Source organism: Vibrio sp. 10N.261.45.E2 (assembly GCF_002875705.1).
Lineage (GTDB): Bacteria > Pseudomonadota > Gammaproteobacteria > Enterobacterales > Vibrionaceae > Vibrio.
The window spans coordinates 46,444-69,782 of record NZ_MCZZ01000111.1 but is presented as its reverse complement, the minus strand read 5'-3'; the positions used below and the strand labels follow the sequence as shown (position 1 = coordinate 69,782).

The window sequence follows — 23,339 nt, the reverse complement described above, 5'->3', positions numbered from 1 at the left end:
TCACCTTGATTAAGTGGTAAAGGACACTATGGAAGTATTTCACTACTATCCTTGGCTATTCCCCGTATTAGCTTTCATTTTTAGCCTTCTTATCGGCAGCTTCCTCAACGTAGTCATACACCGTTTACCAATAATGATGGAACGAGAGTGGCAACAGGAGTGCTCAGAATATTTCTCTCAATATAAAATTCCAGCACCAGAGGGAAAGTTCAACCTGAGCGTTCCTCGTTCAACTTGCCCTAAATGCAAAACCCAATTAAGAATCGTCGACAACATTCCAGTCTTAAGCTGGTTGTTCTTAAAAGGTAAGTGCCACAGTTGTGCTAATCCCATCAGTGCTCGCTATCCTTTGGTCGAATTGCTTACCGCAATACTTTGCACAGTTGTCGCGAGTCACTTTGGTTTCAGTTACTACGCCATTGCTTTGATTTTTTTCACCTTCGCACTGATTACCGCAACCTTTATCGATCTCGATACTATGTTACTACCTGATCAAATCACCTTACCTTTGGTTTGGTCTGGTATCGCTTTAGCTCTGTTTAATGTCAGCCCTGTATCACTTCAAGACTCAGTGGTTGGCGCAATGGCAGGCTACCTAGCTTTATGGTCGGTTTACTGGTTGTTCAAACTGCTGACAGGCAAAGAAGGCATGGGGTACGGTGACTTTAAACTCTTGGCTGCGCTTGGAGCATGGCTTGGTTGGCAACACCTACCGATGATCATCCTTTTATCTTCGCTTGTAGGGCTTGTGTTTGGTTTGATTCAACTTCGCTTAAAACAACAAGGCATAGATAAAGCCTTCCCGTTTGGCCCCTACCTTGCGATTGCGGGTTGGGTAAGCTTGATGTGGGGCAACGACATCATGGGTTGGTATTTCACTTCTGTACTAGGAATTTAACCATGGCAATCATTATCGGATTAAGCGGTGGTATAGCCAGTGGCAAAACCACGGTAGCTAACCTGTTCAATGAACATTTTAATATTGATATCGTCGATGCTGACATCGTGGCACGTGAAGTAGTCGCGTTAGGCAGTGACGGCTTAAAACAGATTACAGAGCACTTTGGTGAGCCGATCTTGCTTGAAGATGGAACACTTAACCGAAGTAAGCTGCGAGAGTTGATCTTCTCTGATCCCAAAGAGAAGCAGTGGCTCAATGATCTTCTTCATCCCATGATCCGTGACAAAATTGACAGTGACCTGTCTAAAATCACATCCCCGTATGGTTTATTAGTTGCACCGCTATTGGTTGAAAACCAAATGCAAGGCATGGCCGATCGCGTATTAATTGTTGATGTGCCAGCAGAAGTGCAAATAGAACGAACGATGAGTCGTGATAATGTTTCTAGGGAACAAGTAACATCAATTTTAAGATCACAGGCTTCAAGAGAACAACGCCTAGCAGTTGCAGATGACGTGATTAAAAACCATACTAAAAACCAAGAACTTTTGCCTCAAATCACAGATTTACATCAAAAGTATCTGGCAATCAGTGCCGTAGATGGGTCAGAATAGAACAATGTTGAATGAAGGTTTGCTCGATGATCACCCACAAATTTGAACATCCTCTAAATGAGAAAACACGCATCTACTTAAGAGTCGAATCACTCTTGAGGCAGTTACACTTGTCTTCTACATTTTCCGATGCTCAACAATATCAACTCTTTTTCCGTTCCATCTTTGATCTGATTGAAATATTCGAACAGATCCAACTTAAGAGCGAACTAGCAAAAGATATTGAGAAGCAGCGTGTAACCTACAAAAGCTGGTTAGATGTTGAAGGTGTCGATCAAGAGATGCTGACATCACTGCTTACAGACATTGGCAACATCTATCGTGATCTGATGCAGGCAGAGCGTTTTGGGCAATCACTTAAAGAAGATCGCTTTCTGAGTGCAATTCGCCAACGCTTTAATCTTCCAGGTGGCTCATGCTGCTTTGATCTGCCCGCACTGCATTATTGGCTGCACCTTCCTCTCGATAAGAGAATGAGAGATGCTAAAGCTTGGATGGATAGCCTACAGCCGCTGTATGAAGCGCTAACACTATGGTTAAAGCTCACCAGAGAAACGGGTCACTTCAAAGAGCAAATCGCTCGTGCAGGCTTCTTCCAGAGCGATGCCGATGAAGCGAATATCCTTCGCCTTTCTATTCCGATGCAATACGGTGCCTACCCGATGATCTCAGGTCACAAGAACCGCTTTGCTGTTAAGTTCATGAGCTTTGAAACTGGGCAAGCCTGTACTCAAGATATCGAATTTGAATTGGCGATCTGCAGCTAATTAAACCCCTTTTATAGTTTGGCTTGAGTTGTAACTTGAGCCTAAACTCTTTGTTATTACACCCTCTAATTAAGAATCACTATGTCGAAAAAAATCACCATCGTTAAATGCCCTCAATGTAAAACTGACGTTGAATGGGGTGAACAAAGCCCACACCGCCCGTTTTGCAGCAAGCAATGTCAGATGATTGATTTCGGTGAATGGGCAGACGAAGAGAACAGCATCGCTGGCGCACCAGACATGTCAGATAGCGATGGTTGGTCGGAAGATCCGCACTAGGCGAATAGCGAATAGCGAATAGCGAATAGCGAATAGCGAATAGCGAATAGCGAATAGAATTTGAAGGATTGGCGTTTACGTCAATCCTTTTTTATTGCCGGTAACATGGATGAGTAGAGATTCCCAACTCCTTCCTTCGTCATCCTCAAGAGTTGGGGATCTCTTACCTGCGAACCTCTAAATGACAGGCACAAAAAAGCGGAGCCAAATGGCTCCGCTTTTATCGATAGAATGCAAAAAGAATTACTTCTTAGTAAGCTTCTCTTTAATACGAGCTGACTTACCAGAACGCTCACGTAGGTAGTACAACTTGGCACGACGTACTGCACCACGGCGTTTAACTTCGATGCTATCAACCATTGGAGAGTGAGTTTGGAACGCACGCTCTACGCCTTCACCGTTCGAGATCTTACGAACTGTGAATGCAGAGTGTAGACCACGGTTACGAATAGCGATTACAACGCCTTCGAAAGCCTGTAGACGCTCACGGTCACCTTCTTTTACCTTAACCTGAACTACAACAGTGTCACCTGGTGCGAATTTAGGAAGGTCTGATTTTAGTTGCTCTTCTTCAAGAGCCTTGATGATGTTGCTCATTTGTATAAATTCCTAGAATAAACTGATACTAAATTTAATAGGTTACTGCTTGCTTTTCGTTAAGAGCGATGCTCTTTAATGAATTCAGCCAGTAATTGTTCCTGTTCGTCAGTCAGAGCTAGGTTTTCCAGGAGTTCTGGTCTTCTTAGCCAAGTTCGGCCCAACGATTGTTTTAATCGCCAGCGACGAATGTCCTTATGGTTTCCAGACTTGAGTACCGATGGCACATCTTTATCGTCTAGCACCTCAGGGCGCGTATAATGGGGACAATCTAGCAAACCATTTGCAAAAGAATCTTCTTCTGCTGAAGCGAAATCTCCAAGTACACCCGGAACAAACCGAGATACTGAATCAATCAGCGTCATGGCTGGCAGTTCGCCACCCGTCATCACAAAATCTCCAATCGACCATTCTTCGTCAACTTCAGATTGAATGATGCGCTCATCTACCCCTTCATAGCGACCACAAATAAGAAGTAAATTCTCGTTTGTTGCCAGCTCTTCAACACCTTTCTGGTCGAGTTTACGACCTTGGGGTGAAAGATAGATAACTTTCGTCTTTCCCGGTGCTGCTTGCTTGGCAGTTTTGATAGCGTCGCGCAAAGGCTGAACCATCATTAACATGCCAGGACCACCACCGTAAGGTCTGTCATCAACAGTGCGATGTTTATCATGAGTGAAATCACGAGGATTCCATGTCTCAATAGATAAAAGACCTTTTTTAACCGCTTGACCTGTTACTCCAAAATCAGTAACAGAACGGAACATTTCAGGAAAAAGGCTAATAATGCCAACCCACATGTGTTCTCTCGCTCTGTAATTTGGAGTTAGAATCCAGGATCCCAGTCAACTTCGATCCGGCGAGCTTCGCGATCAACTTTCTTGATCACTTGCTCTTCAAGGTACGGTACTAACCGTTCCTTTTGGCCAAAAGCATCTTTAAGATTTGCTTTGATTACTAGAACATCGTTCGAGCCAGTCTCTAATAGGTCAGTGACCTTACCAAGGTCGTAACCTTTAGTAGTAAAAACTTGCATACCGAACAATTCGCGCCAGTAGAATTCATCTTCTGACAATTCAGGTAACGAAGCAGGGTCAATAGCAATTTCAAAGTTAGTCATCAGTTGCGCGTCTTCACGAACATCTAATCCCGCTAGCTTACATACATAACCTTGGCCATGACGTTTCCAGCTCTCAACTTTGTACTCAACCCACTTACCCTTTTGGTTTAAATACCAAGGGCTGTAATCAAATATGCTTTCAGCATTGTCTGTGTAGGAGAACACTTTAAGCCAGCCACGAATACCATAGGTAGACCCAAGTTTACCCATGACAATTCTATTGTTTTGCTCGCTCATAGTTTCTTTACCCTTCATCGACATAAGCTATTTCTCTTTAAAAAAGAATTAAGCCGCTTTTTGAGCGTCTTTAACTAGCTTAGCTACACGATCAGATAGAGATGCGCCTTGACCAACCCAGTGGTTAACACGATCTAGGTCTAGACGTAGACCTTCTTCTTGACCTTGAGCAGTAGGGTTAAAGAAACCTACTTTCTCGATGAAACGGCCAGTTGCAGCGTTACGGCTATCCGCAACTACGATTTGATAAAATGGGCGCTTCTTTGCACCGTGACGTGCCAAACGAATGGTTACCATGTCGTCCTCTTTGCTTTCTTAATAAAATAATTAACCCCAAGTATAAGTAAATAGCTTGGGGTCTCGTGCCAAATTAAAGCCCCGGAATTTTACTCTTATTCCGGGGCAATGCAAGGGCTTTAGCTATTTTTTCACCAACATAGCTGCCGTACACTTTCTGTGACACGGCTAACACTATGAAAAGTAACGTAGCTAAAGCTTACATTTGTAGATTATCGACCAAACGGGTTAAAGCCACCACCCATTCCGCCCATACCTCCACCGCCGCCCATCATGCCTTGCATGTTGCGCATCATGCCTTTCATGCCACCTTTTTGCATTTTCTTCATCATTTTCTGCATCTGGGTGAACTGCTTAAGCATACGGTTTACATCTTGTACCTGTGTACCAGAACCAGCGGCAATACGCTTTTTGCGCGAGCCTTTGATTAAGTCAGGGCGTTGACGCTCTTTCATAGTCATAGAGTTGATGATCGCTTCCATCTGCTTGAACATCTTGTCATCAACTTTATCTTTAACGTTGTCTGGTAGTTGAGACATGCCTGGAAGCTTATCCATCATGCCCATCATGCCACCCATGTTTTGCATCTGGCCAAGCTGTTCACGGAAATCTTCAAGGTCAAAGCCTTTCTTCTCTTTGAACTTCTTAGCCAGCTTCTCTGCTTTCTCGGTATCAACGTTTTTCTGTAGGTCTTCAATAAGAGACAGAACGTCGCCCATACCTAAGATACGAGAAGCAACACGATCTGGGTGGAACGGTTCTAGTGCGTCAGTTTTCTCACCAACACCCAAGAACTTGATTGGCTTACCAGTGATGTGACGAACCGATAGCGCCGCACCACCACGTGCATCACCATCAACCTTAGTTAGAATCACACCAGTAAGAGGCAGTGCATCACCAAAGGCTTTTGCAGTGTTCGCAGCATCTTGACCTGTCATTGCATCAACAACGAACAGTGTCTCTACTGGTTTAATTGCAGTATGAAGCTCTTTGATCTCGCCCATCATCTCTTCATCGATAGCCAAACGACCGGCTGTATCGACTAATAGTACGTCGTAGAATTTCTTCTTCGCGTGGTCGATTGCAGCGTTTGCAATATCAAGAGGCTTTTGATCAGCTGAAGATGGGAAGAAGTCTACGCCAACATCGCTTGCTAACGTTTCAAGCTGTTTGATCGCCGCTGGACGGTAAACGTCGGCAGACACAACCAAAACTTTCTTCTTGTCACGCTCAGTTAGAAGCTTAGATAGCTTACCTACCGATGTGGTTTTACCTGCACCTTGTAGACCCGCCATTAAGATAACGGCTGGCGGCTGCGCTGCTAGGTTAAGAGCCTCATTAGACTCACCCATTACCGCTTCAAGTTCAGCTTGAACGATCTTAATGAATTCTTGACCAGGCGTTAGAGACTTAGAAACCTCAACACCCACAGCGCCTTCTTTTACGCGCTTAACAAAATCGCGGACAACTGGCAGAGCAACGTCGGCTTCAAGTAGCGCCATACGTACTTCACGCAGCGTCTCTTTAATATTGTCTTCGGTCAGACGACCTTTACCGCTGATGTTCTTCAGCGTTTTGGATAGACGATCCGTTAAATTATCAAACATAGTTTTCTCTTCGCTCAAAACTGCGACTATTACTGTGAGTATACATTAGCGCGGATTAGAGTCATACCCGTTGTAGAGCGTTAATCATCCGTGCTTGTGATGTGAGACATTATTCACTTGGAATTGAATGAGGTTCGCCATAGCCCCAAAGAGCGATGCGAGGTATAATTCGCCAATTAGTAATCATTTAAATGGATACCATGGACAGTCTTATTGCGATCGCAGCAGCCTTTCTTTATACAATGGCGATTTCCACGATCATTCCAGGTCTCGTGCACCAAACAGGAATCCGTGTAAAAACGGTGTTTATCAGCGCATTACTTGCTCTAGCTTTCCATGCTTGGTTGCTTGGCGATTTGATTTTTAATGCCAGTGGCCAAAACCTCAGTATCTTGAACGTTGCTTCGTTAATCAGTTTAATCATATCTGTGGTAATGAGCGGTGCGATGCTCAGAACCCGTCTGTGGTTTATTTTGCCTGTCGTTTATAGCTTCGCTGCGCTGAACTTGATGGCTGCCACTTTTCTTCCAAGCACCTTCATCAAACATCTAGAGAATGACCCAAAACTGCTCGTACACATTTCTTTGGCTCTATTCTCATACGCAACGTTAACTATCGGTGCGCTATACGCCCTGCAACTTGCGTGGCTAGATCACAAACTTAAAAAGAAAAAAGCATTAGTAATAAACCCTAACCTACCTCCTTTAATGATGGTGGAAAGACAGCTTTTCAAGATCATTCTGATTGGTAATGGCTTATTAACGGGTACTTTGTTGACAGGTCTCATCTTCGTGCAAGATATGTTTGCTCAAGGAAAAGCGCACAAGGCTGTGTTGTCTTTTATCGCTTGGGTTATCTATTCCATCCTTCTATGGGGTCATTATCAGAAAGGTTGGCGTGGACAAAAAGTCACTTGGTTCGCACTGGCCGGTGCCAGCATGCTCACATTAGCCTACTTCGGTAGCCGTTTCGTTCAGGAAATCATCCTGAACTAGTCTGTAAAATAAAGGCAAGGTCTCACATACCTTGCCTTTAAAATATTGAGTGCAATACATTCAATTGACATCTCGACCATGTTCGGTCATAAATTAATCAAGATACACAAATAGGAAAAGAATAGTTTTGGACGACATATCAACGGGTATCTTATTTGCGCTACTCGCGTGTCTCATTGTAATTTCTGGTTATTTCTCTGGTTCTGAAACGGGCATGATGTCCTTGAACCGCTACCGTTTAAAGCACTTGGCCAATACGGGTCATAAAGGTGCCAAACGCGTAGAAAAACTTCTGAACCGCCCAGACAGATTGATTGGCCTCATTCTCATCGGCAACAATCTCGTCAACATTCTTGCATCTGCGATCGCTACTATTCTTGGTATGCGCATCTACGGGGATATCGGTGTGGCTATCGCTACTGGTACCCTGACTCTCGTGATCCTCGTATTCGCCGAGGTAACACCAAAAACCATCGCTTCGCTATTTCCCGAACGCGTCTCTTACGCGAGTAGCATCCTTTTGATGATATTGATGAAGGTGCTGTCACCATTAGTGATCTTAGTGAACTTCATCACCAACGGCTTCATTCGTATCTTAGGCGTCAAAGCCAGCCATGATGCAACCGACCATTTAAGCTCAGAAGAGCTTAGAACCGTGGTAAATGAAGCAGGTAGCCTAATCCCCCAACGTCACCAAGATATGTTGGTGTCTATTCTGGATTTAGAGCACGTCACCGTAAACGACATCATGGTGCCTCGTAATGAGATTACTGGTATCGACATCAATGACGACTGGAAATCTATCGTTCGCCAACTGACTCACTCGCCTCATGGCCGTGTGGTTTTGTACCGTGACCAGATAGATGAAGTTGTTGGTATGCTGAGGCTACGAGAAGCTTACCGACTGATGCTTGAAAAAAACGAATTCAATAAAGAGACCTTGTTGCGTGCTGCTGATGAGATCTACTTTATTCCTGAAGCGACACCACTCAATATTCAACTGCTTAAGTTTCAACGTAATAAACAGCGTATCGGTTTGATTGTGGATGAATATGGCGACATCAACGGCCTGGTTACTCTTGAAGATATTCTAGAAGAGATCGTAGGTGAGTTTACCACTTCAATTGCACCAAGCTTATCTGAAGAAATTACGCCGCAAAGCGATGGCAGCTTCTTGATTGAAGGCAGTGCCAACATTCGAGACATCAACAAGGGTTTACAGTGGGCACTACCTACCGATGGTCCAAGAACGCTGAATGGTTTGATATTGGAGCATCTTGAGGATATCCCAGAGAGTCACCTCAGTGTTCAAGTTGCCAGCCACCCAATGGAAATTGTTGAACTTGAAGAGAACCGCATCAAGCTTGTGCGTGTATTTCCGCAAATCGTAAATGGATAATTGATCGCTACTGTTCATTTCCATAAGAACAGCCAACTGAGTTTTCACGAATACCCCACACCAAAAAAGGCCCGATTCATTGAATCGGGCCTTTCAGTATCTAACTCGCTCTGTCTCTAGAGAAAAATGTATCTAGAGTGAAGCGTATTCAAAGTGAACTAAAAATGATTAGTCGATTTTAAGCTCTTGTAGCATAGACTCTGGTAGTGCCAGCTCATCATTCTTGTTTACAGAAATACCTGCAGCGATGATCGCATTCGCGATCTCTTTCGCTTCATCTAAAGAGTGCATTGCTGCGGTACCACATTGGTATTCGTTCAGCTCTGGGATCTTATTCTGGCTCTCAACTTTCAGTACGTCTTGCATCGCTGCTAACCAACCGTCTGCCACTTGTTGCTCTGAAGGCGTGCCAATCAGGCTCATGTAGAAACCAGTACGACAACCCATCGGTGAAATATCGATGATCTCTACATCTGAACCGTTTAATTGATTACGCATGAAACCCGCGTATAGATGCTCTAGAGTATGGATACCTTTCTCAGATAGGATATCTTTGTTTGGCGCAGTAAAACGCAGGTCAAACACAGTGATGGTATCCCCTTTTGGGGTTTGCATTGTTTTAGCAACACGAACGGCAGGTGCGTTCATGCGTGTGTGATCAACAGTGAAACTATCTAATAAAGGCATTGCTCTTCTCCATGACGGCTGGCTTTAGAAAAACCAGCTTCGATTGTCTTCTAGTTCTTTGCGGCACTGTTTCAGCTGCCATCCATAATCTTTTGCTTGCTGTTCGACTTTACGCGCCACTTTAATCAACGATGGTTTGCTGTTGTAGGATTTGCGTTTATAACCACCACGGCCTTCATGATAAGCCAGGTATTGGTTATATGGGTCCCACAGTGAAATGCCTAGCTGACGACGAGTCTCGCTGGTATACCAACCGATGAACATCAATGCATCATCAAAGTTGGTGCGTGAGCCACCGTTATTGGTCGCCTTTTGGAAGTCTTCCCAAGCAGGGTCTTGAGCTTGTGCATAACCGTAGGCACTGCTCACGCGTCCCCACGGTATAAAGCCAAGAATGTAATCTTTAGGTGGGCGCGCATCGTGACGATAACTACTCTCTTGCTTCACAAAAGCCATAGCAACGTTGATCGGTGTGCCCCACTCTTCTTGCATATCCAAGGCATCTTCATACCATGAAGGGTGCTCTCGGAAGATGCTACATAAATTATCTTGCTGCTTTGGCGGTGGCGTTGCACATCCAACCAAGAGGCTAGAGACAACACCAACAGTCACTACAGGTAACCATTTACTACTCACACGAGTAGGCTGACCTAATAAGGCTTGCTTCCTTTCCACCAAAGTCTCGCTATGCTTTTAAATACGAAAAATAATCCGCTAAGAAACTGTCAAAATCTTGCGTGCTTGCTTCTTCACTTTGTTGCTGAGCAATCACAGAGCGTTGAACTTCCGCTTCCATCAACTCAGCTGAGTAAACTTTATATTGGTGTGCTTTGTGTTGCTCTGCGTAAGTTTTACCTAACGCGCAACCCACTTTACCTAAGCCACCCAGTTTTTTGGTCTCTTCTAACAACTGGCCAGAAATAGTCAGTTCTGGGTTATCAATCCAAGCTTCAAGCGTATCGCATGTTTCTTGGTATGCACGCCCACCTTGCTCTGCATCCATCATCTCGGCAATAGAGCGTAGATCTTTGAAAACACGCTTCGCCCAATCTTGCAGAGACAATCGTTCGCCATGACAACCAATTTGTAGCTCTAGACCAACCTGACGACCTTCTAAGATCACCTTATTCCAGTTATCACGCCAGCATTCAAGTTCGCAGTTATCCATTTCAGCAGAGTCTGTTAACACACTCCAGGTTAGGAATAAGTCTAAGAAGCGAACTTGCTGCTCATTGATACCAATTGAGCTGAATGGATTTACGTCTAGAGAACGAACCTCAATGTACTCAACACCACCGCGAGCTAATGCTTCAGAGGGCTTTTCACCACTCTTCGCTACACGCTTAGGACGGATTGGAGCATAAAGCTCGTTTTCAATTTGCAGTACGTTGGTATTCAATTGACGGTATTCACCATCAACCTTAGTGCCAATCTCAGCGAACTCTTCTGATGGTGTGCGAATAGCTTGATTCAAACCTTCAAGGTATTGGTCTAGGCTGTTGAAACCAATCTTCAATACGCTTTGCGCACTGTTGGTGTAGCCAAGATCGCTCAGGCGCAGTGCCGTTGCTTTTGGCAGATACAGTGTCCCACCAACCTTTTCAAAAGGCAGGTTTGTTTCTCTTCCTTTAATGAAAGAAGAGCACAACGCCGGTGAAGCACCGAAGAAGTATGGGATTAACCAACCAAAGCGGTAGTAGTTACGAATCAAACCGAAATAAGCGTCTGACTTAGCTTCACAACGTTCTTCTTCTGTTTGCTCTCCAAACAGGCTATCCCAAAAGCTTTCTGGGAACGAGAAGTTGAAGTGAACACCAGAGATAATCTGCATCAGGCTACCGTAGCGGCGCTTTAGGCCTTCACGATATAGCGTCTTCATTTTACCGTTATTCGAGGTGCCGTATTGCGCTAACTGAATGTAATCTTCATTGCCAACGTAACAAGGCATTGAAAGCGGCCACATTTTTTCGCCATTTAGCTTGGTTTGCGTGAAGTGATGGATATCAGATAACTGATTCAAAAGCGTCGGAACGTCGTTAGAAACAGGCGTAATAAATTCGAGTAGCGACTCTGAGAAATCGGTCGTTACCCATCCGTTCATCAACGCAGATCCTAAAGCTTTAGGGTGCGGCCCAGTAGCAAGGTGCCCATCTTCCGTGTAGCGTAATGTTTCCCTTTCAACACCACGACCAAATTGAGAGAAGGTCGTAGGGTTGGTTGCAACTTGCTTTAGTCGCGCAGCAAAATCAGTCAAAATTCAGTTCACTTATCTTATATTGTTCTGATTAGAACTATCATAAATTAGGTTGGAGGAGAAAAGTAGAGTCTCTTCCCTCCCCCTTTAATGTGTACTCTAACGAATGATTTCAAGCTCTTCTATTGGAATATCTAACTTTTCTAATTGTGGGCGAAGCGAAGTCGCGTCACCAACAACGATTATTTGATAATCATTCGGGTCAAACCATTTCTTCGATAGCTCGTTTAAGGTCTCTTTTGAAACCGTTTCAACTATCTGATTACGCTGTTGTAGGTAATCTTCATCAAGGCTTAATGCAACAATATTACTCAACAACCCAGCCTTTTGACTTGGCGTTTCGTATTTGAGTGCATCTTGTTGGCCGACTGCAAGGCGCATAAATTTCACCTCTTCGTCAGTTAATCCACTCTGACTAAACTCATTCAGCTCATTTATAAACTCTTGAATCGATGGAACCGTCGCATTAGCCCTCACCTGTGCGCTAAATACCACCGCGCCAGTTTCTCGAGTACTGGCGAAGTAACCGCTTGCACCATAAGTGTAGGCTTTGTCTTCACGTAGGTTCTGGTTGATACGGCTATTGAAGTTACCGGCTAAGTTAAAGTTAGCCAGCTGACTCAAATACAGCTCACCCGTCGCATCAAACGGTAGGCCTTTACGCACCAAGCGAACAATGCTTTGTGGCGCTCCCGGTTTATCGACTAAATACAGGTGCTGACCAGGAAGCTCTTTGACGATCTGTGGGCGCGTTAATGGTGCAGCATCGCCTTGCCATTCTTCAAAGAATTGTAGCTGTTTTCCAACCTCTTTCTTCGAGATGTCTCCCACAACAACAATATTGGCACCTTCAGGTGTATAATGTTGATCGTAGAATTTTTTCACATCGTCTAGCGTGAGTTTCGATAGGGATTCCTTAGTACCGTCGCTAGCTCGGGCAAAAACAGTGTCGCCAAATAACACTTCACGGGTTGCTTGAGAGGCCATCCAGCTTGGCTGTTGGTGCTGATACACAACACCTTCTAGCATCTGCTTCTTAACGCGCTCAAAGTCTTGCTCATCGAACTTAGGCTCAAATAGAACCTCTTGTACAATCGCTAAGGTTTGAGGCAGATTTTTCTCTAGCGTAGAAATTGAAATGTCAGTGGTGTAGCTACCCGCACTGATACTCACACTACTACCCAACTTATCTAGCGTAGCTTGTAGCTCTTCAACCGTTCGTTTTGTCGAGCCCTCTTCCATCATCGAAGCGGTTAGGTTCGCTAGGCCTTCTTGCCCTTTGCGAACATAACGCTCACCAGCTGGAAGTTGAATCTGTAGCTGTACTGTCGGCGTTTCACTGGTCACGGTACCAATCAAATCGGTGCCATTTGCAAAGTGCATGCGGTACAAATCAGGCATCGTTGCTTCAACACCAAAGTTAACTTCTGGCATCACGCTGCGATCAAAGGTGTTCGGTGCTTTTCTGAAATCCAGTTGGTCTTCCGTCACCTTGCTGTATTCAGGCAAAGTACGTGGAGGCGTAACAAAAGTCGCCTCACGAACCGCTAAATCGAGCTTCTTCTTAGGAACTACACTCAAGGTAACCTTGTGCTTACCTTCGATGAATTCTTGGTAGGCTTTACTTACGCTTTCGGGAGTCACCGCGCGGATTTGATCCAACTGTGATTCAATGCGGTCAGGCTGACCATAGAAGGTTTGGTTAGACGCAAGTTGTGACACCTTGCCTTTCACACTTTGCAGAGCAAAAACGGCATCCGCTTCAGCCATACCGGTGATCTGGTCTAAACGTTCTTGCTCAACGCCCTCTTTCGAGAATTGCTCTAAGGTATCCATCAGCTCTTTATTAAGAACCGTCAGATCGCCTTTTTCACCTGAGTTACCCATCGCATACACGTACATGGTACAAGCAAGCTCAGCACAATCGTGGAAAGACCCTGCGCTGACTGCCTTCTGCGTTTTTACGAGGTTTTGATACAGGTAGCTGTTGGTACCTGAACCCAATACATTAGAGAGTGCATTCAGCGAAGCTTGTGTCTCTTCACCGCGATAGGTTGTTGGCCAACCCACCAGCACCATAGGCTGACGAATATTGTCTTCTAAGGTGATGTACTTATCTTCTGTTAGCACAGCAGGTTGCTTCTCTGCTGCCTTGACTTCAGGGCCTTGAGGGATTGGGCCAAAGTACTTATTCACCCAGTCTAGCGTGTCATCCACGTCGATATCACCACCAATGGTTAGCACAGCATTGTTTGGGCCGTACCAACGCAGGAAGAACGCCTTAAGGTCGTTTACATCAACACGGTCTAAATCTTCCACGTAACCAATTGGTTGCCATGAATATGGGTGGCCTTCAGGGTAAAGAGCTTCACCCATGCGTTCCCACATCAAGCCATAAGGGCGATTTTCATAACTTTGAGCACGTTCGTTTTTAACTGTGCCTCTTTGAACTTCGAATTTCTTCTGAGAAACCGCATCCAACAAGAAGCCCATTCGGTCTGACTCTAACCACAACATTTTCTCAAGTTGGTTAGATGGAACGGTTTCAAAGTAGTTAGTACGATCACGGTTAGTGGTGCCGTTTAAGGAACCACCTGCTTCGGTAATGATCTTAAAGTGTTGTTGATCGCCAACGTTCTCTGAGCCTTGGAACATCATGTGTTCGAAGAAGTGAGCAAAACCCGACTTACCAATCTGCTCACGTGCTGAACCTACGTGGTAAGTCACATCTACATGCACAAGTGGATCAGAATCATCCGGAGAAAGAATAACAGTTAAACCATTATCTAATTGATACTTGGTGTAAGGAATCACCACTTTGTCTTTAGAAGGCTTGACTTCTTCAACTAGAGTGACGCCTTCTGGCAATGAGGAAAAGAAGGATGTAGAGCTAGGTACATTGTAAGAACAGCCTGCGATGGCGATAAGAGAAAATGTACCAAGTAAAACCTTTTTCATAGGTTCTCCTTAGAAAAAACCGAAGTAGATAGCAGCAAGTAAGCTGTAGCGAGCGGCTTTGCCAATCGCTATCAAAATAACGCTAGGGATAAATTTCATTCTTAGCCAGCCCGCCGCGAGACACAAAGGATCACCAATAATAGGTAACCAACTAAATAACAGTGTCCAGTAGCCATAACGGCTCAGCCAAGCCATAGCCTTATGACCATGCTTTTCTGATTGAGTTCGATTAGGCAACCACAAACCAATCCAATAGTTAGTCAGACCGCCTAAGGTATTACCAAGAGTCGCCAACAGAATAATCGATGATGTTGAAAACTGATCTAAGCTCAAAGCAGCAACAAGGCTAGCTTCTGAACCACCGGGTAGTAACGTGGCACTCAAGAAGCCACTGATGAAGAGCACCCACAGCGCCGAGTCCGAGAACCACAGCGCTATATTTTCAAAAAGGGAGTTAAAGAATTCTAGCACTGCATATCAACTTTCTTGCATTTTAAGTAGTACCTTGCCTCTGGTGTGCCCAGTCTCAACCTGTAGGTGTGCCGACTGTGCCTCGACTAACGGATAGATACCTTGAATTTCTGTTTTCAGCAATCCGACACTTACCATGTAAAGCATGGTGTCCATTTGCTCTGGGTTTGGTTCAACCAACATGCCAGATGCAGTAAAGCCTAATAGCGTTGCTTTTTCGCAAATAAGTTCTGCAGATAGCGTTGGTACTGTCACGACTCGCGCGCCATCTTTCAGACACTTCAACGCATCAAGAGCAGTATCACCACCGACCAAATCAATCAGCACATCAACATCAGAAACCCGTTCTGAAGCTGGGGCAAACTGATAGTTAATCGCATGAGCGCCTAGCGTTGCAAGGTAATCAAGGTTCGCTTCACTGCAGGTTGTATAAACCTCAGCTTTTGCAGCCACGGCAATTTGAACCGCAAGGTGACCAACGCCGCCCGCGCCCGCTAAAATAAGCACGCGATCGCCCTCTTTCACTTCGGCTTTATTGAGTGCTTGGGCTGCTGTTTGGCTAGCAAGGGGTAATGCGGCTGCCGCTTCTAGGGTGACAGAATCAGGAACCATGCTGAGCGCTGCTTCTGGAACACAAACATATTGGCTGTAACCGCCACCTTGCAGTGGAAAACCAATAAATCCTGCCACGTTATCACCAACAGTAAAACGTTCAGCCTGATCGCCTAGCGTGACAATTTGACCCGAAATATCGTATCCCGGCACCCAAGGAAGGTTATCTTTGTTCTGTGCTGCTGCCCAACCAAGGCCTGCACGGGTTTTGACATCAATCGGATTAATGCCCGAAAAGGAAACTTTAACCACCACTTCTCCAGCCTTAGGCTCAGGAATCACACTGGTTTGAATACTAAGGTTTTCGACGCCGCCGAATTGAGTAATCGCAATCTGTTTATTTTCCATTTCCACATTTCCTTGATTGATAAAAGCCCTAGTGAGCAAGCACCCTAATTAATAAAAAGAAAGGGATGCGAAAGCATCCCTTTGACTATAAACCATTTAATAAGGCTAAGTTAACCGCTCATTCGTAAATTGACGACCAATTAACGTAACGATACATGACCTAAGTAACCCATTAACCGACTAGTGCTAATAGAATACCCGCCGCAACCGCACTACCAAGTACACCGGCTACGTTCGGGCCCATCGCATGCATCAACAAGAAGTTCTGAGGGTTAGCCTCAAGACCAACCTTGTTCACAACACGAGCTGCCATTGGAACCGCTGATACGCCAGCTGCACCAATCAATGGGTTGATATCCTCTTTCGAGAAGCGGTTTAGAACTTTCGCCATCAATACACCACCCGCAGTACCAATACTGAACGCAACTGCACCTAAGCCAAGAATACCCAATGTCTCTAAGTTCAAGAAAGTATCTGCTTGAAGCTTAGAGCCGACACCGAGGCCAAGGAAGATAGTTACAACGTTAATCAGTTCGTTTTGCGCTGTTTTCGATAAGCGATCAACCACACCCGCTTCACGCATCAAGTTGCCCAAGCAGAACATACCTACTAGAGGTGTTGCTGAAGGTAGGAACAAAATCGTCATCAGTAGTACCGCAAGCGGGAAAAGAATCTTCTCGGCTTTGCTAACGTGGCGAAGTTGAGCCATCTTAATTTTGCGCTCTTCAGGAGAGGTTAACGCTTTCATAATTGGTGGCTGAATGATAGGAACCAAAGCCATGTAGCTATATGCCGCTACAGCAATCGCGCCTAAAAGATCCGGAGATAGCTTACTCGCCAAGAAGATCGCGGTTGGGCCATCAGCACCACCAATGATCGCAATGGAAGAAGCGTCGGCCATCGAGAATTCCATTCCTGGAACATAGTTCAGCAAGATCGCGCCAAATAGAGTCGCGAAGATACCAAACTGAGCCGCAGCCCCTAGCCACAACGTTTTAGGGTTTGCAATCAACGCACCGAAGTCCGTCATCGCACCAACACCCATAAAGATCAGCAGTGGGAAAATACCCGTTTCAATACCAATGTAGTAAACGTAGTAAAGCAAACCACCAGGATCAGTAAACCCAGCATTTGGAATGTTTGCTAATACCGCACCAAAACCAATCGGTAATAGAAGTAACGGTTCAAATCCTTTACGAATTGCCAAAAACAACAGTAAGCAACCAACCAGCATCATACAGATCTGGCCGAACTCAAAGTTCGCAATCCCTGTTTCAGACCATAAGGTCATCAATCCTTCCATGGTACTCCCTTACGCTAAACTTAGTAGTGGAGCGCCTACAGTAACTGCATCGCCTTCTTTCACATTCAATTCTTGAACGATACCACCACGAGCAGCACGAACTTCCGTTTCCATCTTCATCGCTTCTAGGATTAGCAGAACATCGCCTTCAGCAACTTCAGCACCCGCCTGAACGTTCACTTTGAAGATGTTACCCGCCAATGGAGCCGGAACCGCTTCCGCGTCAGAAGCTGCTACAGGTGCAGCCTGAGCCGCTTGAGCAGGTTTTGCTGATGGCGCAACAGATGTTAGTTCACCTTGTGGGCCAACCTCGACATCGTAAACTTGACCATCAACCTTCACACTGTAGCTTTCAATACCACCAGAAGCTTGTACAGGAGCTGCTGCAACTGGAGCCGCAGCTTCTAGCGTTGGTGCAGGCTCAAATGCTTCAGGATTACGGCGGTTCTTAAGGAACTTAAGGCCAACTTGTGGGAAGAGTGCGTAAGTTAATACATCATCAACCGTATCTTCAGCTAGAGAGATACCTTCCGCTTTCGCTTTCTCTAACAGATCCGTCGTTAACGTATCCATTTCAGATTTTAGCAGGTCAGCAGGACGACAAGTGATCGGCTCTGCACCATCCAGAACTTTCGCTTGCAGATCAGCATCCACTTCAGCAGGAGCTTGACCGTATTCACCTTTCAATAAACCAGCCGTCTCTTTAGTGATGCTCTTGTAACGCTCACCTGTTAAAACGTTAATAACCGCTTGAGTGCCGACAATTTGAGAAGTTGGTGTTACTAAAGGAATATAACCAAGCTCTTTGCGTACGCGTGGGATCTCTTCTAACACTTCATCCATGCGATCGGCCGCGCCTTGTTCTTTAAGCTGGCCCTCCATGTTGGTTAACATGCCGCCAGGAACTTGAGCAATCAAGATGCGAGAATCGACACCTTTTAGCTGACCTTCCCATTTCGCATACTTTTTACGTACATCACGGAAGTAAGAAGCAATTGGCTCAATCTGGTCAAGCTTAAGGTTCGTGTCGCGCTCTGTACCCTCTAACATCGCAACAACCGTTTCGGTTGGCGTGTGGCCGTAAGTACAGCTCATTGAAGAAATAGCGGTGTCTAGAATATCAATACCCGCTTCAACGGCTTTAACCGCTGTTGCAGTCGATAGACCGGTTGTTGCGTGGCTATGCAGCGCTAGAGGGACGTCACACGATGCTTTGATACGTGTAATCAGCTCTTCCGCTTCATACGGCTTTAATAAACCTGACATATCTTTGATACATAGTGAGTGACAACCTAGGTCTTCAAGACGCTTAGCTAAATCAACCCAAGTATCTGAGTTGTGAACCGGACTGGTTGTGTAAGACAACGTACCTTGAGCGTGACCACCAACATCAATTGTCGCTTTCACTGCTTTTTCAAAGTTACGTACGTCATTCATCGCATCAAAAATACGGAATACGTCCATGCCGTTTTTATGGGCACGTTCAACAAATTTTTCTACTACATCATCCGCGTAGTGGCGGTAGCCCAATAGGTTTTGACCACGCAGTAGCATCTGCATCGGTGTGTTTGGCATAGCTTTCTTAAGCTCACGCAAACGCTCCCAAGGATCCTCGCCAAGAAAACGGATACACGAATCAAACGTCGCGCCACCCCAAGTCTCAAGTGACCAGTAACCGACTTTATCCAGTTCTGCCGCAATTGGCAGCATATCTTCGATACGCATACGAGTAGCAAATAGTGACTGGTGCGCGTCACGAAGTACCACATCTGTGATAGCTAGTGGTTTAGACATGCTCATAAACTCCTTTTTAATCCTTTAAATGCTACTTAGCAGTAGACGCACGGTATTGATGAACCGCGGCCGAAATTGCTGCCACTACCTGTGGACTAACAGCTGAAGGGTTTGATTGTGATTTTTGAATTTTTTTAGGTGCTGCGATCGGCTCTGGTACTTCTTCTGGTACCAGTTTTGACATCAACCGAACGAGGTAAACTAGAATAGTTAGGAAAATAAAGACAACGGACATCCCCGTTATCATTAGAGTCGCCGCATCTCCTAGCAGGCTTCCAATATTTGTCATGTTGCTTCCTTTCTTCGTCATCCTGACATATGTACAGGATTTCAGCGAATAGTGATCCCGACCCTTGGATTATCTCGATTGGTAAAAGTTTGTCAATTTTGTTTAAGGTTCTGTTATGGATAACGCACATATAAGGTTAATTATTCGCCTATCAGATCACATAAATCTGTCAAATGCGTCATTTTTAGATATTTAAACTGTGACTTAAACAGGGCTTTTCTAGGATTTGATATGAGAAAGGTGGAATAACAAGTAAGCAATAAAGAACTACTTTAAATACAACAAGTTAAATAACCAATAAATTTAACATTGTCGCAACAATTTTATAGCAGACATAAAAAAAGCCTCGTATAAACGAGGCTTCTTCTAATAATGTGGCGCGCTCTGGAGGATTCGAACCTCCGACCGCCTGGTTCGTAGCCAGGTACTCTATCCAGCTGAGCTAAGAGCGCGCGGTTTTAATATCAATTCATTGTGACTAACAACATATCAATATAAGGATTTCATTCTCGTAAGAAAGAAGCCTATAAATAGTGGCGCGTCCTGGAGGATTCGAACCTCCGACCGCCTGGTTCGTAGCCAGGTACTCTATCCAGCTGAGCTAAGGACGCACGGTTTCGATATCAGTATTTCCAATATCAGGAGTTCACAAGGAAACCCTAAAGAGTGGCGCGTCCTGGAGGATTCGAACCTCCGACCGCCTGGTTCGTAGCCAGGTACTCTATCCAGCTGAGCTAAGGACGCGCAGTTTTCGATATCGGTATTCCCAATATCAGAGGCTCACAAAGGAAACCCTAAAGAGTGGCGCGCTCTGGAGGATTCGAACCTCCGACCGCCTGGTTCGTAGCCAGGTACTCTATCCAGCTGAGCTAAGAGCGCACGGTTTTCGATATCAGTATTCCCAATATCAGGAGTTCACAAGGAAACCCTAAAGAGTGGCGCGTCCTGGAGGATTCGAACCTCCGACCGCCTGGTTCGTAGCCAGGTACTCTATCCAGCTGAGCTAAGGACGCACGGTTTTGATATTAATTCTCGACGAACGATTTATCAATATCAGGATTCACATTCTTATCAGAACTAAACCCGAAATAGTGGCGCGCTCTGGAGGATTCGAACCTCCGACCGCCTGGTTCGTAGCCAGGTACTCTATCCAGCTGAGCTAAGAGCGCACGGTTTTAGTATCAACTTAAAGCCAATACAAGGATTGTTATTCTCGTAAGAAATAAACCCTTAAATAGTGGCGCGTCCTGGAGGATTCGAACCTCCGACCGCCTGGTTCGTAGCCAGGTACTCTATCCAGCTGAGCTAAGGACGCACGGTGTTCATTCATTAAGAATGAAGTTGTGAAATATATCACATTCTTCTTGCTACGAAGAAAAAAAAAGGCCATCGGCCTGTAATGAATGGCGGTGAGGGAGGGATTCGAACCCTCGATGCAGCTACAAACCACATACTCCCTTAGCAGGGGAGCGCCTTCGGCCACTCGGCCACCTCACCTAATTCATTATTCTCGCATCACTTACAAGTAAGAGAAGAGAGAATGGCGCGTCCTGGAGGATTCGAACCTCCGACCGCCTGGTTCGTAGCCAGGTACTCTATCCAGCTGAGCTAAGGACGCACATTTACATTGCCTAAATTGCTAATTTTAGACTCGCAAGAAATGGCGGTGAGGGAGGGATTCGAACCCTCGATGCAGCTACAAACCACATACTCCCTTAGCAGGGGAGCGCCTTCGGCCTCTCGGCCACCTCACCGTCTTGCGGAGGCACATATTACGTTTTACCGAAAATATGTCAAACACTTTATTGAAAAAAATTGGACAAAAACACTCAACCGTTTGCTATTTAATCAAAGCGCTTGCAAATTGAACTTATAACATTCAAATCGCGCTTTTTCCCTTAAAAATTAAGGTGAAAGATTGGCAATAATAAACAGCCGAAAACAATTATCTAATTTCTCCAGCAGCAAGTGCTACCGCTGATGGCACAATACTACGGGATACGTATTTGCGCCATAGGGGAAGCGAACAAATCTTAAGTTTTGCCAAACAAAATACATAGCAACAGTTCTGTTCAACCTTATCTGTACCTCACAACATCACGAAGCATTCACTTCACCACTTTGAGACCGTTCCACTATCCAGCAAGCCCATGTCCTAATGAGTACTTCTACCCCCCAAGATCAAAAAAGGCTAGCAACAATGCTAGCCTCTTCTCTACGCAAAAGTATTAGTAGTTGCCAGATGCAACGTTACCATTACCTTTTTCAGCTTGAATGCGCATGTAGATCTCTTCACGGTGAACAGATACTTCTTTAGGTGCGTTAACACCGATACGTACTTGGTTACCTTTAACGCCTAGTACAGTAACTGTTACTTCATCACCAATCATCAGTGTTTCGCCAACGCGGCGAGTCAAAATTAGCATTCTTTGCTCCTTGAGTAATCTCTAAATTTATCTAGCTACGAGAGCATTATCCAACAAAAGTTATATTTTCGTAAACTATCGATTGAGTTTATTTAACCAAAATGCACTTCTTTTTTAGGATAACCCTGTGTTTCACGCGCTACGATGTATGCATTGTGTAATATGTTAGCAGCCATATCGACTTGCGTTGGTGATATCACCAAAGTTAAAGACTGCTGCTGCAATAAGTGATGCTGTACATCAATTTCGCCTTCAGACAACAATCCATGTGAACTGACCACAATTTCTTGTGTTCGGCTTCCTACCACAGTTAACAAACTAACCTGTTCACTATTACGGATTTTCTCGGCAAAAACTAGTTTTAATTTGGCACTTATGTCTTGTTTAATAATGAGTGCTGCTCGTTCTGTTTCCTCGATCACACTACAGACTTCGATCCCTAACAATTGGCAATGTGAAATGAAAGACGGTAAATCCTCATTCAAACACTCAATACGCACCATATCTCTTTGGATGGCGATGCCAGCAATGTCATTCAAACATTGGTTACCTGCGATCAATGTGCCCTCGCCTTGCTCAAAGCTTGAAAGCACTCGTAATGGCACGTTGTGCTGCCACGCATACTGAACACACGGGAGATGCAGCACCTTAGCGCCTCGGCGAGCCATCTCTTCCATAGAAGGAAAATCTAAAGTATCTAATTTTTGAGATTGCTTCACGACTCTAGGATCACAAGAGTAAACACCATCTACATCAGTGTAGATCTGGCACTCTTTCGCCTGCAAGGCACCTGCAAGAGCCACCGCTGTGGTATCTGAACCACCACGACCTAATGTTGTGATATCGCCTTTCGCGTTGAACCCTTGAAAGCCAGCAACAATCACAATCTGGTTATCATCTAGCAGAGCTTGAATAGGGGCAGTATCAATACGCTCAATCGCTGCATTATTATGATTCGAATCAGTATGTATCTTGGCTTGATAGCCAGTCATCGATGTCGCTTCATAACCTAACTTGTGCAACGTCATTGCTAACAAGGCCATGGAAACTTGTTCGCCAGCCGTTAACAACACATCCAGTTCTCTAGCGTTTGGTACACTATCGATTTGTGTGGCTAAGTTAACTAACCGATTTGTTTCACCTGACATAGCAGAAACGACAACCACGATCTGGTTCCCTTCATTTTTCGCTTCAATGATTTTTTCTGCTACATGATGGATTCGTTCAATTGAACCCACCGACGTTCCACCAAATTTCTGCACGATAAGAGGCATTTTCACCCGTCCTCACCTTCCCAAGACCAATGTCTATATATGACAAAAAAACACATACTCCGCGTCAGGGCGAAGCAATAAAAAATTAACCAAGAAGTCTAACGCCACCA

Annotated in this window: 22 protein-coding genes and 10 tRNA genes; 6 read left to right on the top strand and 26 right to left on the bottom strand. The window is 45.0% G+C overall.

Annotated features, from left to right (window positions below; all coding sequences use genetic code 11):
- Positions 1 to 28: 28 nt before the first annotated feature.
- From BCT34_RS08310 to yacG, 4 genes are all read left to right on the top strand, one after another.
- Positions 29 to 898 (top strand): A24 family peptidase, encoded by an 870-nt coding sequence (locus BCT34_RS08310; protein WP_076655030.1) that lies wholly within the window; start codon positions 29 to 31, stop codon positions 896 to 898.
- A gap of 2 nt (positions 899 to 900) precedes the next feature.
- On the top strand, positions 901 to 1,515 hold the full coding sequence (coaE, locus tag BCT34_RS08305; protein ID WP_076655028.1) for a dephospho-CoA kinase: 615 nt from the start codon (positions 901 to 903) through the stop codon (positions 1,513 to 1,515).
- A gap of 26 nt (positions 1,516 to 1,541) precedes the next feature.
- A complete protein-coding gene (zapD, locus tag BCT34_RS08300) occupies positions 1,542 to 2,282 on the top strand; it encodes a cell division protein ZapD (RefSeq protein WP_076655026.1) in 741 nt (246 codons plus the stop codon).
- Positions 2,283 to 2,363: 81 nt separating this feature from the next.
- Positions 2,364 to 2,561: a DNA gyrase inhibitor YacG gene (yacG, locus tag BCT34_RS08295; RefSeq protein ID WP_076655023.1), complete on the top strand. Its 198-nt coding sequence runs from the start codon at positions 2,364 to 2,366 to the stop codon at positions 2,559 to 2,561.
- A 243-nt stretch (positions 2,562 to 2,804) separates the two neighbouring features.
- On the opposite strand, the gene rplS is transcribed toward yacG, so the two are convergent.
- The 5 genes from rplS to ffh form a co-directional block, all read right to left on the bottom strand.
- Complete coding sequence (rplS, locus tag BCT34_RS08290; RefSeq protein ID WP_004735514.1) at positions 2,805 to 3,158, bottom strand: 50S ribosomal protein L19; 354 nt, start codon at positions 3,156 to 3,158, stop codon at positions 2,805 to 2,807.
- A gap of 59 nt (positions 3,159 to 3,217) precedes the next feature.
- Complete coding sequence (gene trmD / locus BCT34_RS08285) at positions 3,218 to 3,958, bottom strand: tRNA (guanosine(37)-N1)-methyltransferase TrmD (RefSeq protein WP_076655263.1); 741 nt, start codon at positions 3,956 to 3,958, stop codon at positions 3,218 to 3,220.
- Between the two features lie 26 nt (positions 3,959 to 3,984).
- Positions 3,985 to 4,539, bottom strand: coding sequence for a ribosome maturation factor RimM (gene rimM / locus BCT34_RS08280; RefSeq protein ID WP_048615624.1), 555 nt, complete (start codon positions 4,537 to 4,539; stop codon positions 3,985 to 3,987).
- Between the two features lie 24 nt (positions 4,540 to 4,563).
- Entirely contained in the window at positions 4,564 to 4,812 is a 249-nt protein-coding gene (gene rpsP / locus BCT34_RS08275) for a 30S ribosomal protein S16 (protein ID WP_004410028.1), read from the bottom strand.
- Positions 4,813 to 5,024: 212 nt separating this feature from the next.
- Positions 5,025 to 6,419 carry a signal recognition particle protein gene (gene ffh, locus BCT34_RS08270; RefSeq protein ID WP_010435884.1) on the bottom strand — a complete coding sequence of 465 codons (1,395 nt, stop codon included), beginning with the start codon at positions 6,417 to 6,419 and terminating at the stop codon, positions 5,025 to 5,027.
- Between the two features lie 200 nt (positions 6,420 to 6,619).
- Between ffh and BCT34_RS08265 the strand changes: the two genes are divergently transcribed.
- Positions 6,620 to 7,414 (top strand): inner membrane protein YpjD, encoded by a 795-nt coding sequence (locus BCT34_RS08265; RefSeq protein ID WP_076655266.1) that lies wholly within the window; start codon positions 6,620 to 6,622, stop codon positions 7,412 to 7,414.
- 127 nt (positions 7,415 to 7,541) lie between these two features.
- Positions 7,542 to 8,813 (top strand): CNNM domain-containing protein, encoded by a 1,272-nt coding sequence (locus tag BCT34_RS08260; protein ID WP_019825852.1) that lies wholly within the window; start codon positions 7,542 to 7,544, stop codon positions 8,811 to 8,813.
- A gap of 168 nt (positions 8,814 to 8,981) precedes the next feature.
- Here BCT34_RS08260 and luxS read toward each other — a convergent pair whose 3' ends face one another.
- The 21 genes from luxS to BCT34_RS08155 all read right to left on the bottom strand — a co-directional run bounded on the left by luxS (position 8,982) and on the right by BCT34_RS08155 (position 23,229).
- The gene (gene luxS, locus BCT34_RS08255; protein ID WP_076655268.1) at positions 8,982 to 9,500 is read right to left on the bottom strand and encodes an S-ribosylhomocysteine lyase; all 519 of its coding nucleotides are present in this window, start codon (positions 9,498 to 9,500) and stop codon (positions 8,982 to 8,984) included.
- A gap of 24 nt (positions 9,501 to 9,524) precedes the next feature.
- A complete protein-coding gene (locus BCT34_RS08250) occupies positions 9,525 to 10,175 on the bottom strand; it encodes a hypothetical protein (protein ID WP_017629422.1) in 651 nt (216 codons plus the stop codon).
- A 10-nt stretch (positions 10,176 to 10,185) separates the two neighbouring features.
- Positions 10,186 to 11,754 (bottom strand): glutamate--cysteine ligase, encoded by a 1,569-nt coding sequence (gene gshA, locus BCT34_RS08245; protein ID WP_076655271.1) that lies wholly within the window; start codon positions 11,752 to 11,754, stop codon positions 10,186 to 10,188.
- A gap of 99 nt (positions 11,755 to 11,853) precedes the next feature.
- On the bottom strand, positions 11,854 to 14,712 hold the full coding sequence (locus tag BCT34_RS08240) for a pitrilysin family protein (protein WP_076655273.1): 2,859 nt from the start codon (positions 14,710 to 14,712) through the stop codon (positions 11,854 to 11,856).
- 9 nt (positions 14,713 to 14,721) lie between these two features.
- On the bottom strand, positions 14,722 to 15,183 hold the full coding sequence (locus BCT34_RS08235; RefSeq protein WP_004735497.1) for a YqaA family protein: 462 nt from the start codon (positions 15,181 to 15,183) through the stop codon (positions 14,722 to 14,724).
- A 6-nt stretch (positions 15,184 to 15,189) separates the two neighbouring features.
- Entirely contained in the window at positions 15,190 to 16,143 is a 954-nt protein-coding gene (locus tag BCT34_RS08230) for an NADP-dependent oxidoreductase (RefSeq protein ID WP_076655275.1), read from the bottom strand.
- 172 nt (positions 16,144 to 16,315) lie between these two features.
- The gene (locus tag BCT34_RS08225) at positions 16,316 to 17,446 is read right to left on the bottom strand and encodes a sodium ion-translocating decarboxylase subunit beta (protein ID WP_019825842.1); all 1,131 of its coding nucleotides are present in this window, start codon (positions 17,444 to 17,446) and stop codon (positions 16,316 to 16,318) included.
- A 9-nt stretch (positions 17,447 to 17,455) separates the two neighbouring features.
- Positions 17,456 to 19,240, bottom strand: a complete 1,785-nt coding sequence (gene oadA, locus BCT34_RS08220; protein ID WP_076655278.1) for a sodium-extruding oxaloacetate decarboxylase subunit alpha — start codon at positions 19,238 to 19,240, stop codon at positions 17,456 to 17,458.
- A 31-nt stretch (positions 19,241 to 19,271) separates the two neighbouring features.
- Positions 19,272 to 19,529: an oxaloacetate decarboxylase subunit gamma gene (locus BCT34_RS08215; protein WP_004741884.1), complete on the bottom strand. Its 258-nt coding sequence runs from the start codon at positions 19,527 to 19,529 to the stop codon at positions 19,272 to 19,274.
- A gap of 375 nt (positions 19,530 to 19,904) precedes the next feature.
- Positions 19,905 to 19,981, bottom strand: a tRNA-Arg gene (locus BCT34_RS08210).
- Between the two features lie 82 nt (positions 19,982 to 20,063).
- Positions 20,064 to 20,140: transfer RNA gene (locus BCT34_RS08205), tRNA-Arg, on the bottom strand.
- A gap of 56 nt (positions 20,141 to 20,196) precedes the next feature.
- Positions 20,197 to 20,273, bottom strand: a tRNA-Arg gene (locus BCT34_RS08200).
- A 58-nt stretch (positions 20,274 to 20,331) separates the two neighbouring features.
- Positions 20,332 to 20,408 (bottom strand) — tRNA-Arg (locus BCT34_RS08195).
- Positions 20,409 to 20,465: 57 nt separating this feature from the next.
- Positions 20,466 to 20,542, bottom strand: a tRNA-Arg gene (locus BCT34_RS08190).
- A gap of 79 nt (positions 20,543 to 20,621) precedes the next feature.
- A tRNA-Arg gene (locus BCT34_RS08185) sits at positions 20,622 to 20,698 on the bottom strand.
- A gap of 69 nt (positions 20,699 to 20,767) precedes the next feature.
- A tRNA-Arg gene (locus BCT34_RS08180) sits at positions 20,768 to 20,844 on the bottom strand.
- Between the two features lie 89 nt (positions 20,845 to 20,933).
- Positions 20,934 to 21,026 (bottom strand) — tRNA-Ser (locus BCT34_RS08175).
- A 44-nt stretch (positions 21,027 to 21,070) separates the two neighbouring features.
- Positions 21,071 to 21,147, bottom strand: a tRNA-Arg gene (locus tag BCT34_RS08170).
- A 43-nt stretch (positions 21,148 to 21,190) separates the two neighbouring features.
- Positions 21,191 to 21,283: transfer RNA gene (locus BCT34_RS08165), tRNA-Ser, on the bottom strand.
- 474 nt (positions 21,284 to 21,757) lie between these two features.
- A complete protein-coding gene (gene csrA, locus BCT34_RS08160) occupies positions 21,758 to 21,955 on the bottom strand; it encodes a carbon storage regulator CsrA (protein ID WP_004415691.1) in 198 nt (65 codons plus the stop codon).
- A gap of 92 nt (positions 21,956 to 22,047) precedes the next feature.
- A complete protein-coding gene (locus BCT34_RS08155) occupies positions 22,048 to 23,229 on the bottom strand; it encodes an aspartate kinase (protein ID WP_083702796.1) in 1,182 nt (393 codons plus the stop codon).
- Positions 23,230 to 23,339 lie beyond the last annotated feature (110 nt).

Excerpts from the sequence above, each read along its gene's own strand:
- BCT34_RS08215 (WP_004741884.1), bottom strand. The coding sequence starts at position 19,529 with ATGACAAATATTGGAAGCCTGCTAGGAGATGCGGCGACTCTAATGATA.
- csrA (WP_004415691.1), bottom strand. The coding sequence starts at position 21,955 with ATGCTAATTTTGACTCGCCGCGTTGGCGAAACACTGATGATTGGTGAT.
- coaE (WP_076655028.1), top strand. The coding sequence starts at position 901 with ATGGCAATCATTATCGGATTAAGCGGTGGTATAGCCAGTGGCAAAACC.
- oadA (WP_076655278.1), bottom strand. The coding sequence starts at position 19,240 with ATGTCTAAACCACTAGCTATCACAGATGTGGTACTTCGTGACGCGCAC.
- ffh (WP_010435884.1), bottom strand. The coding sequence starts at position 6,419 with ATGTTTGATAATTTAACGGATCGTCTATCCAAAACGCTGAAGAACATC.
- trmD (WP_076655263.1), bottom strand. The coding sequence starts at position 3,958 with ATGTGGGTTGGCATTATTAGCCTTTTTCCTGAAATGTTCCGTTCTGTT.
- BCT34_RS08265 (WP_076655266.1), top strand. The coding sequence starts at position 6,620 with ATGGACAGTCTTATTGCGATCGCAGCAGCCTTTCTTTATACAATGGCG.
- rimM (WP_048615624.1), bottom strand. The coding sequence starts at position 4,539 with ATGTCGATGAAGGGTAAAGAAACTATGAGCGAGCAAAACAATAGAATT.
- BCT34_RS08155 (WP_083702796.1), bottom strand. The coding sequence starts at position 23,229 with ATGCCTCTTATCGTGCAGAAATTTGGTGGAACGTCGGTGGGTTCAATT.
- luxS (WP_076655268.1), bottom strand. The coding sequence starts at position 9,500 with ATGCCTTTATTAGATAGTTTCACTGTTGATCACACACGCATGAACGCA.
- yacG (WP_076655023.1), top strand. The coding sequence starts at position 2,364 with ATGTCGAAAAAAATCACCATCGTTAAATGCCCTCAATGTAAAACTGAC.
- BCT34_RS08230 (WP_076655275.1), bottom strand. The coding sequence starts at position 16,143 with ATGGAAAATAAACAGATTGCGATTACTCAATTCGGCGGCGTCGAAAAC.
- BCT34_RS08310 (WP_076655030.1), top strand. The coding sequence starts at position 29 with ATGGAAGTATTTCACTACTATCCTTGGCTATTCCCCGTATTAGCTTTC.
- rpsP (WP_004410028.1), bottom strand. The coding sequence starts at position 4,812 with ATGGTAACCATTCGTTTGGCACGTCACGGTGCAAAGAAGCGCCCATTT.
- rplS (WP_004735514.1), bottom strand. The coding sequence starts at position 3,158 with ATGAGCAACATCATCAAGGCTCTTGAAGAAGAGCAACTAAAATCAGAC.
- BCT34_RS08225 (WP_019825842.1), bottom strand. The coding sequence starts at position 17,446 with ATGGAAGGATTGATGACCTTATGGTCTGAAACAGGGATTGCGAACTTT.
- BCT34_RS08240 (WP_076655273.1), bottom strand. The coding sequence starts at position 14,712 with ATGAAAAAGGTTTTACTTGGTACATTTTCTCTTATCGCCATCGCAGGC.
- zapD (WP_076655026.1), top strand. The coding sequence starts at position 1,542 with ATGATCACCCACAAATTTGAACATCCTCTAAATGAGAAAACACGCATC.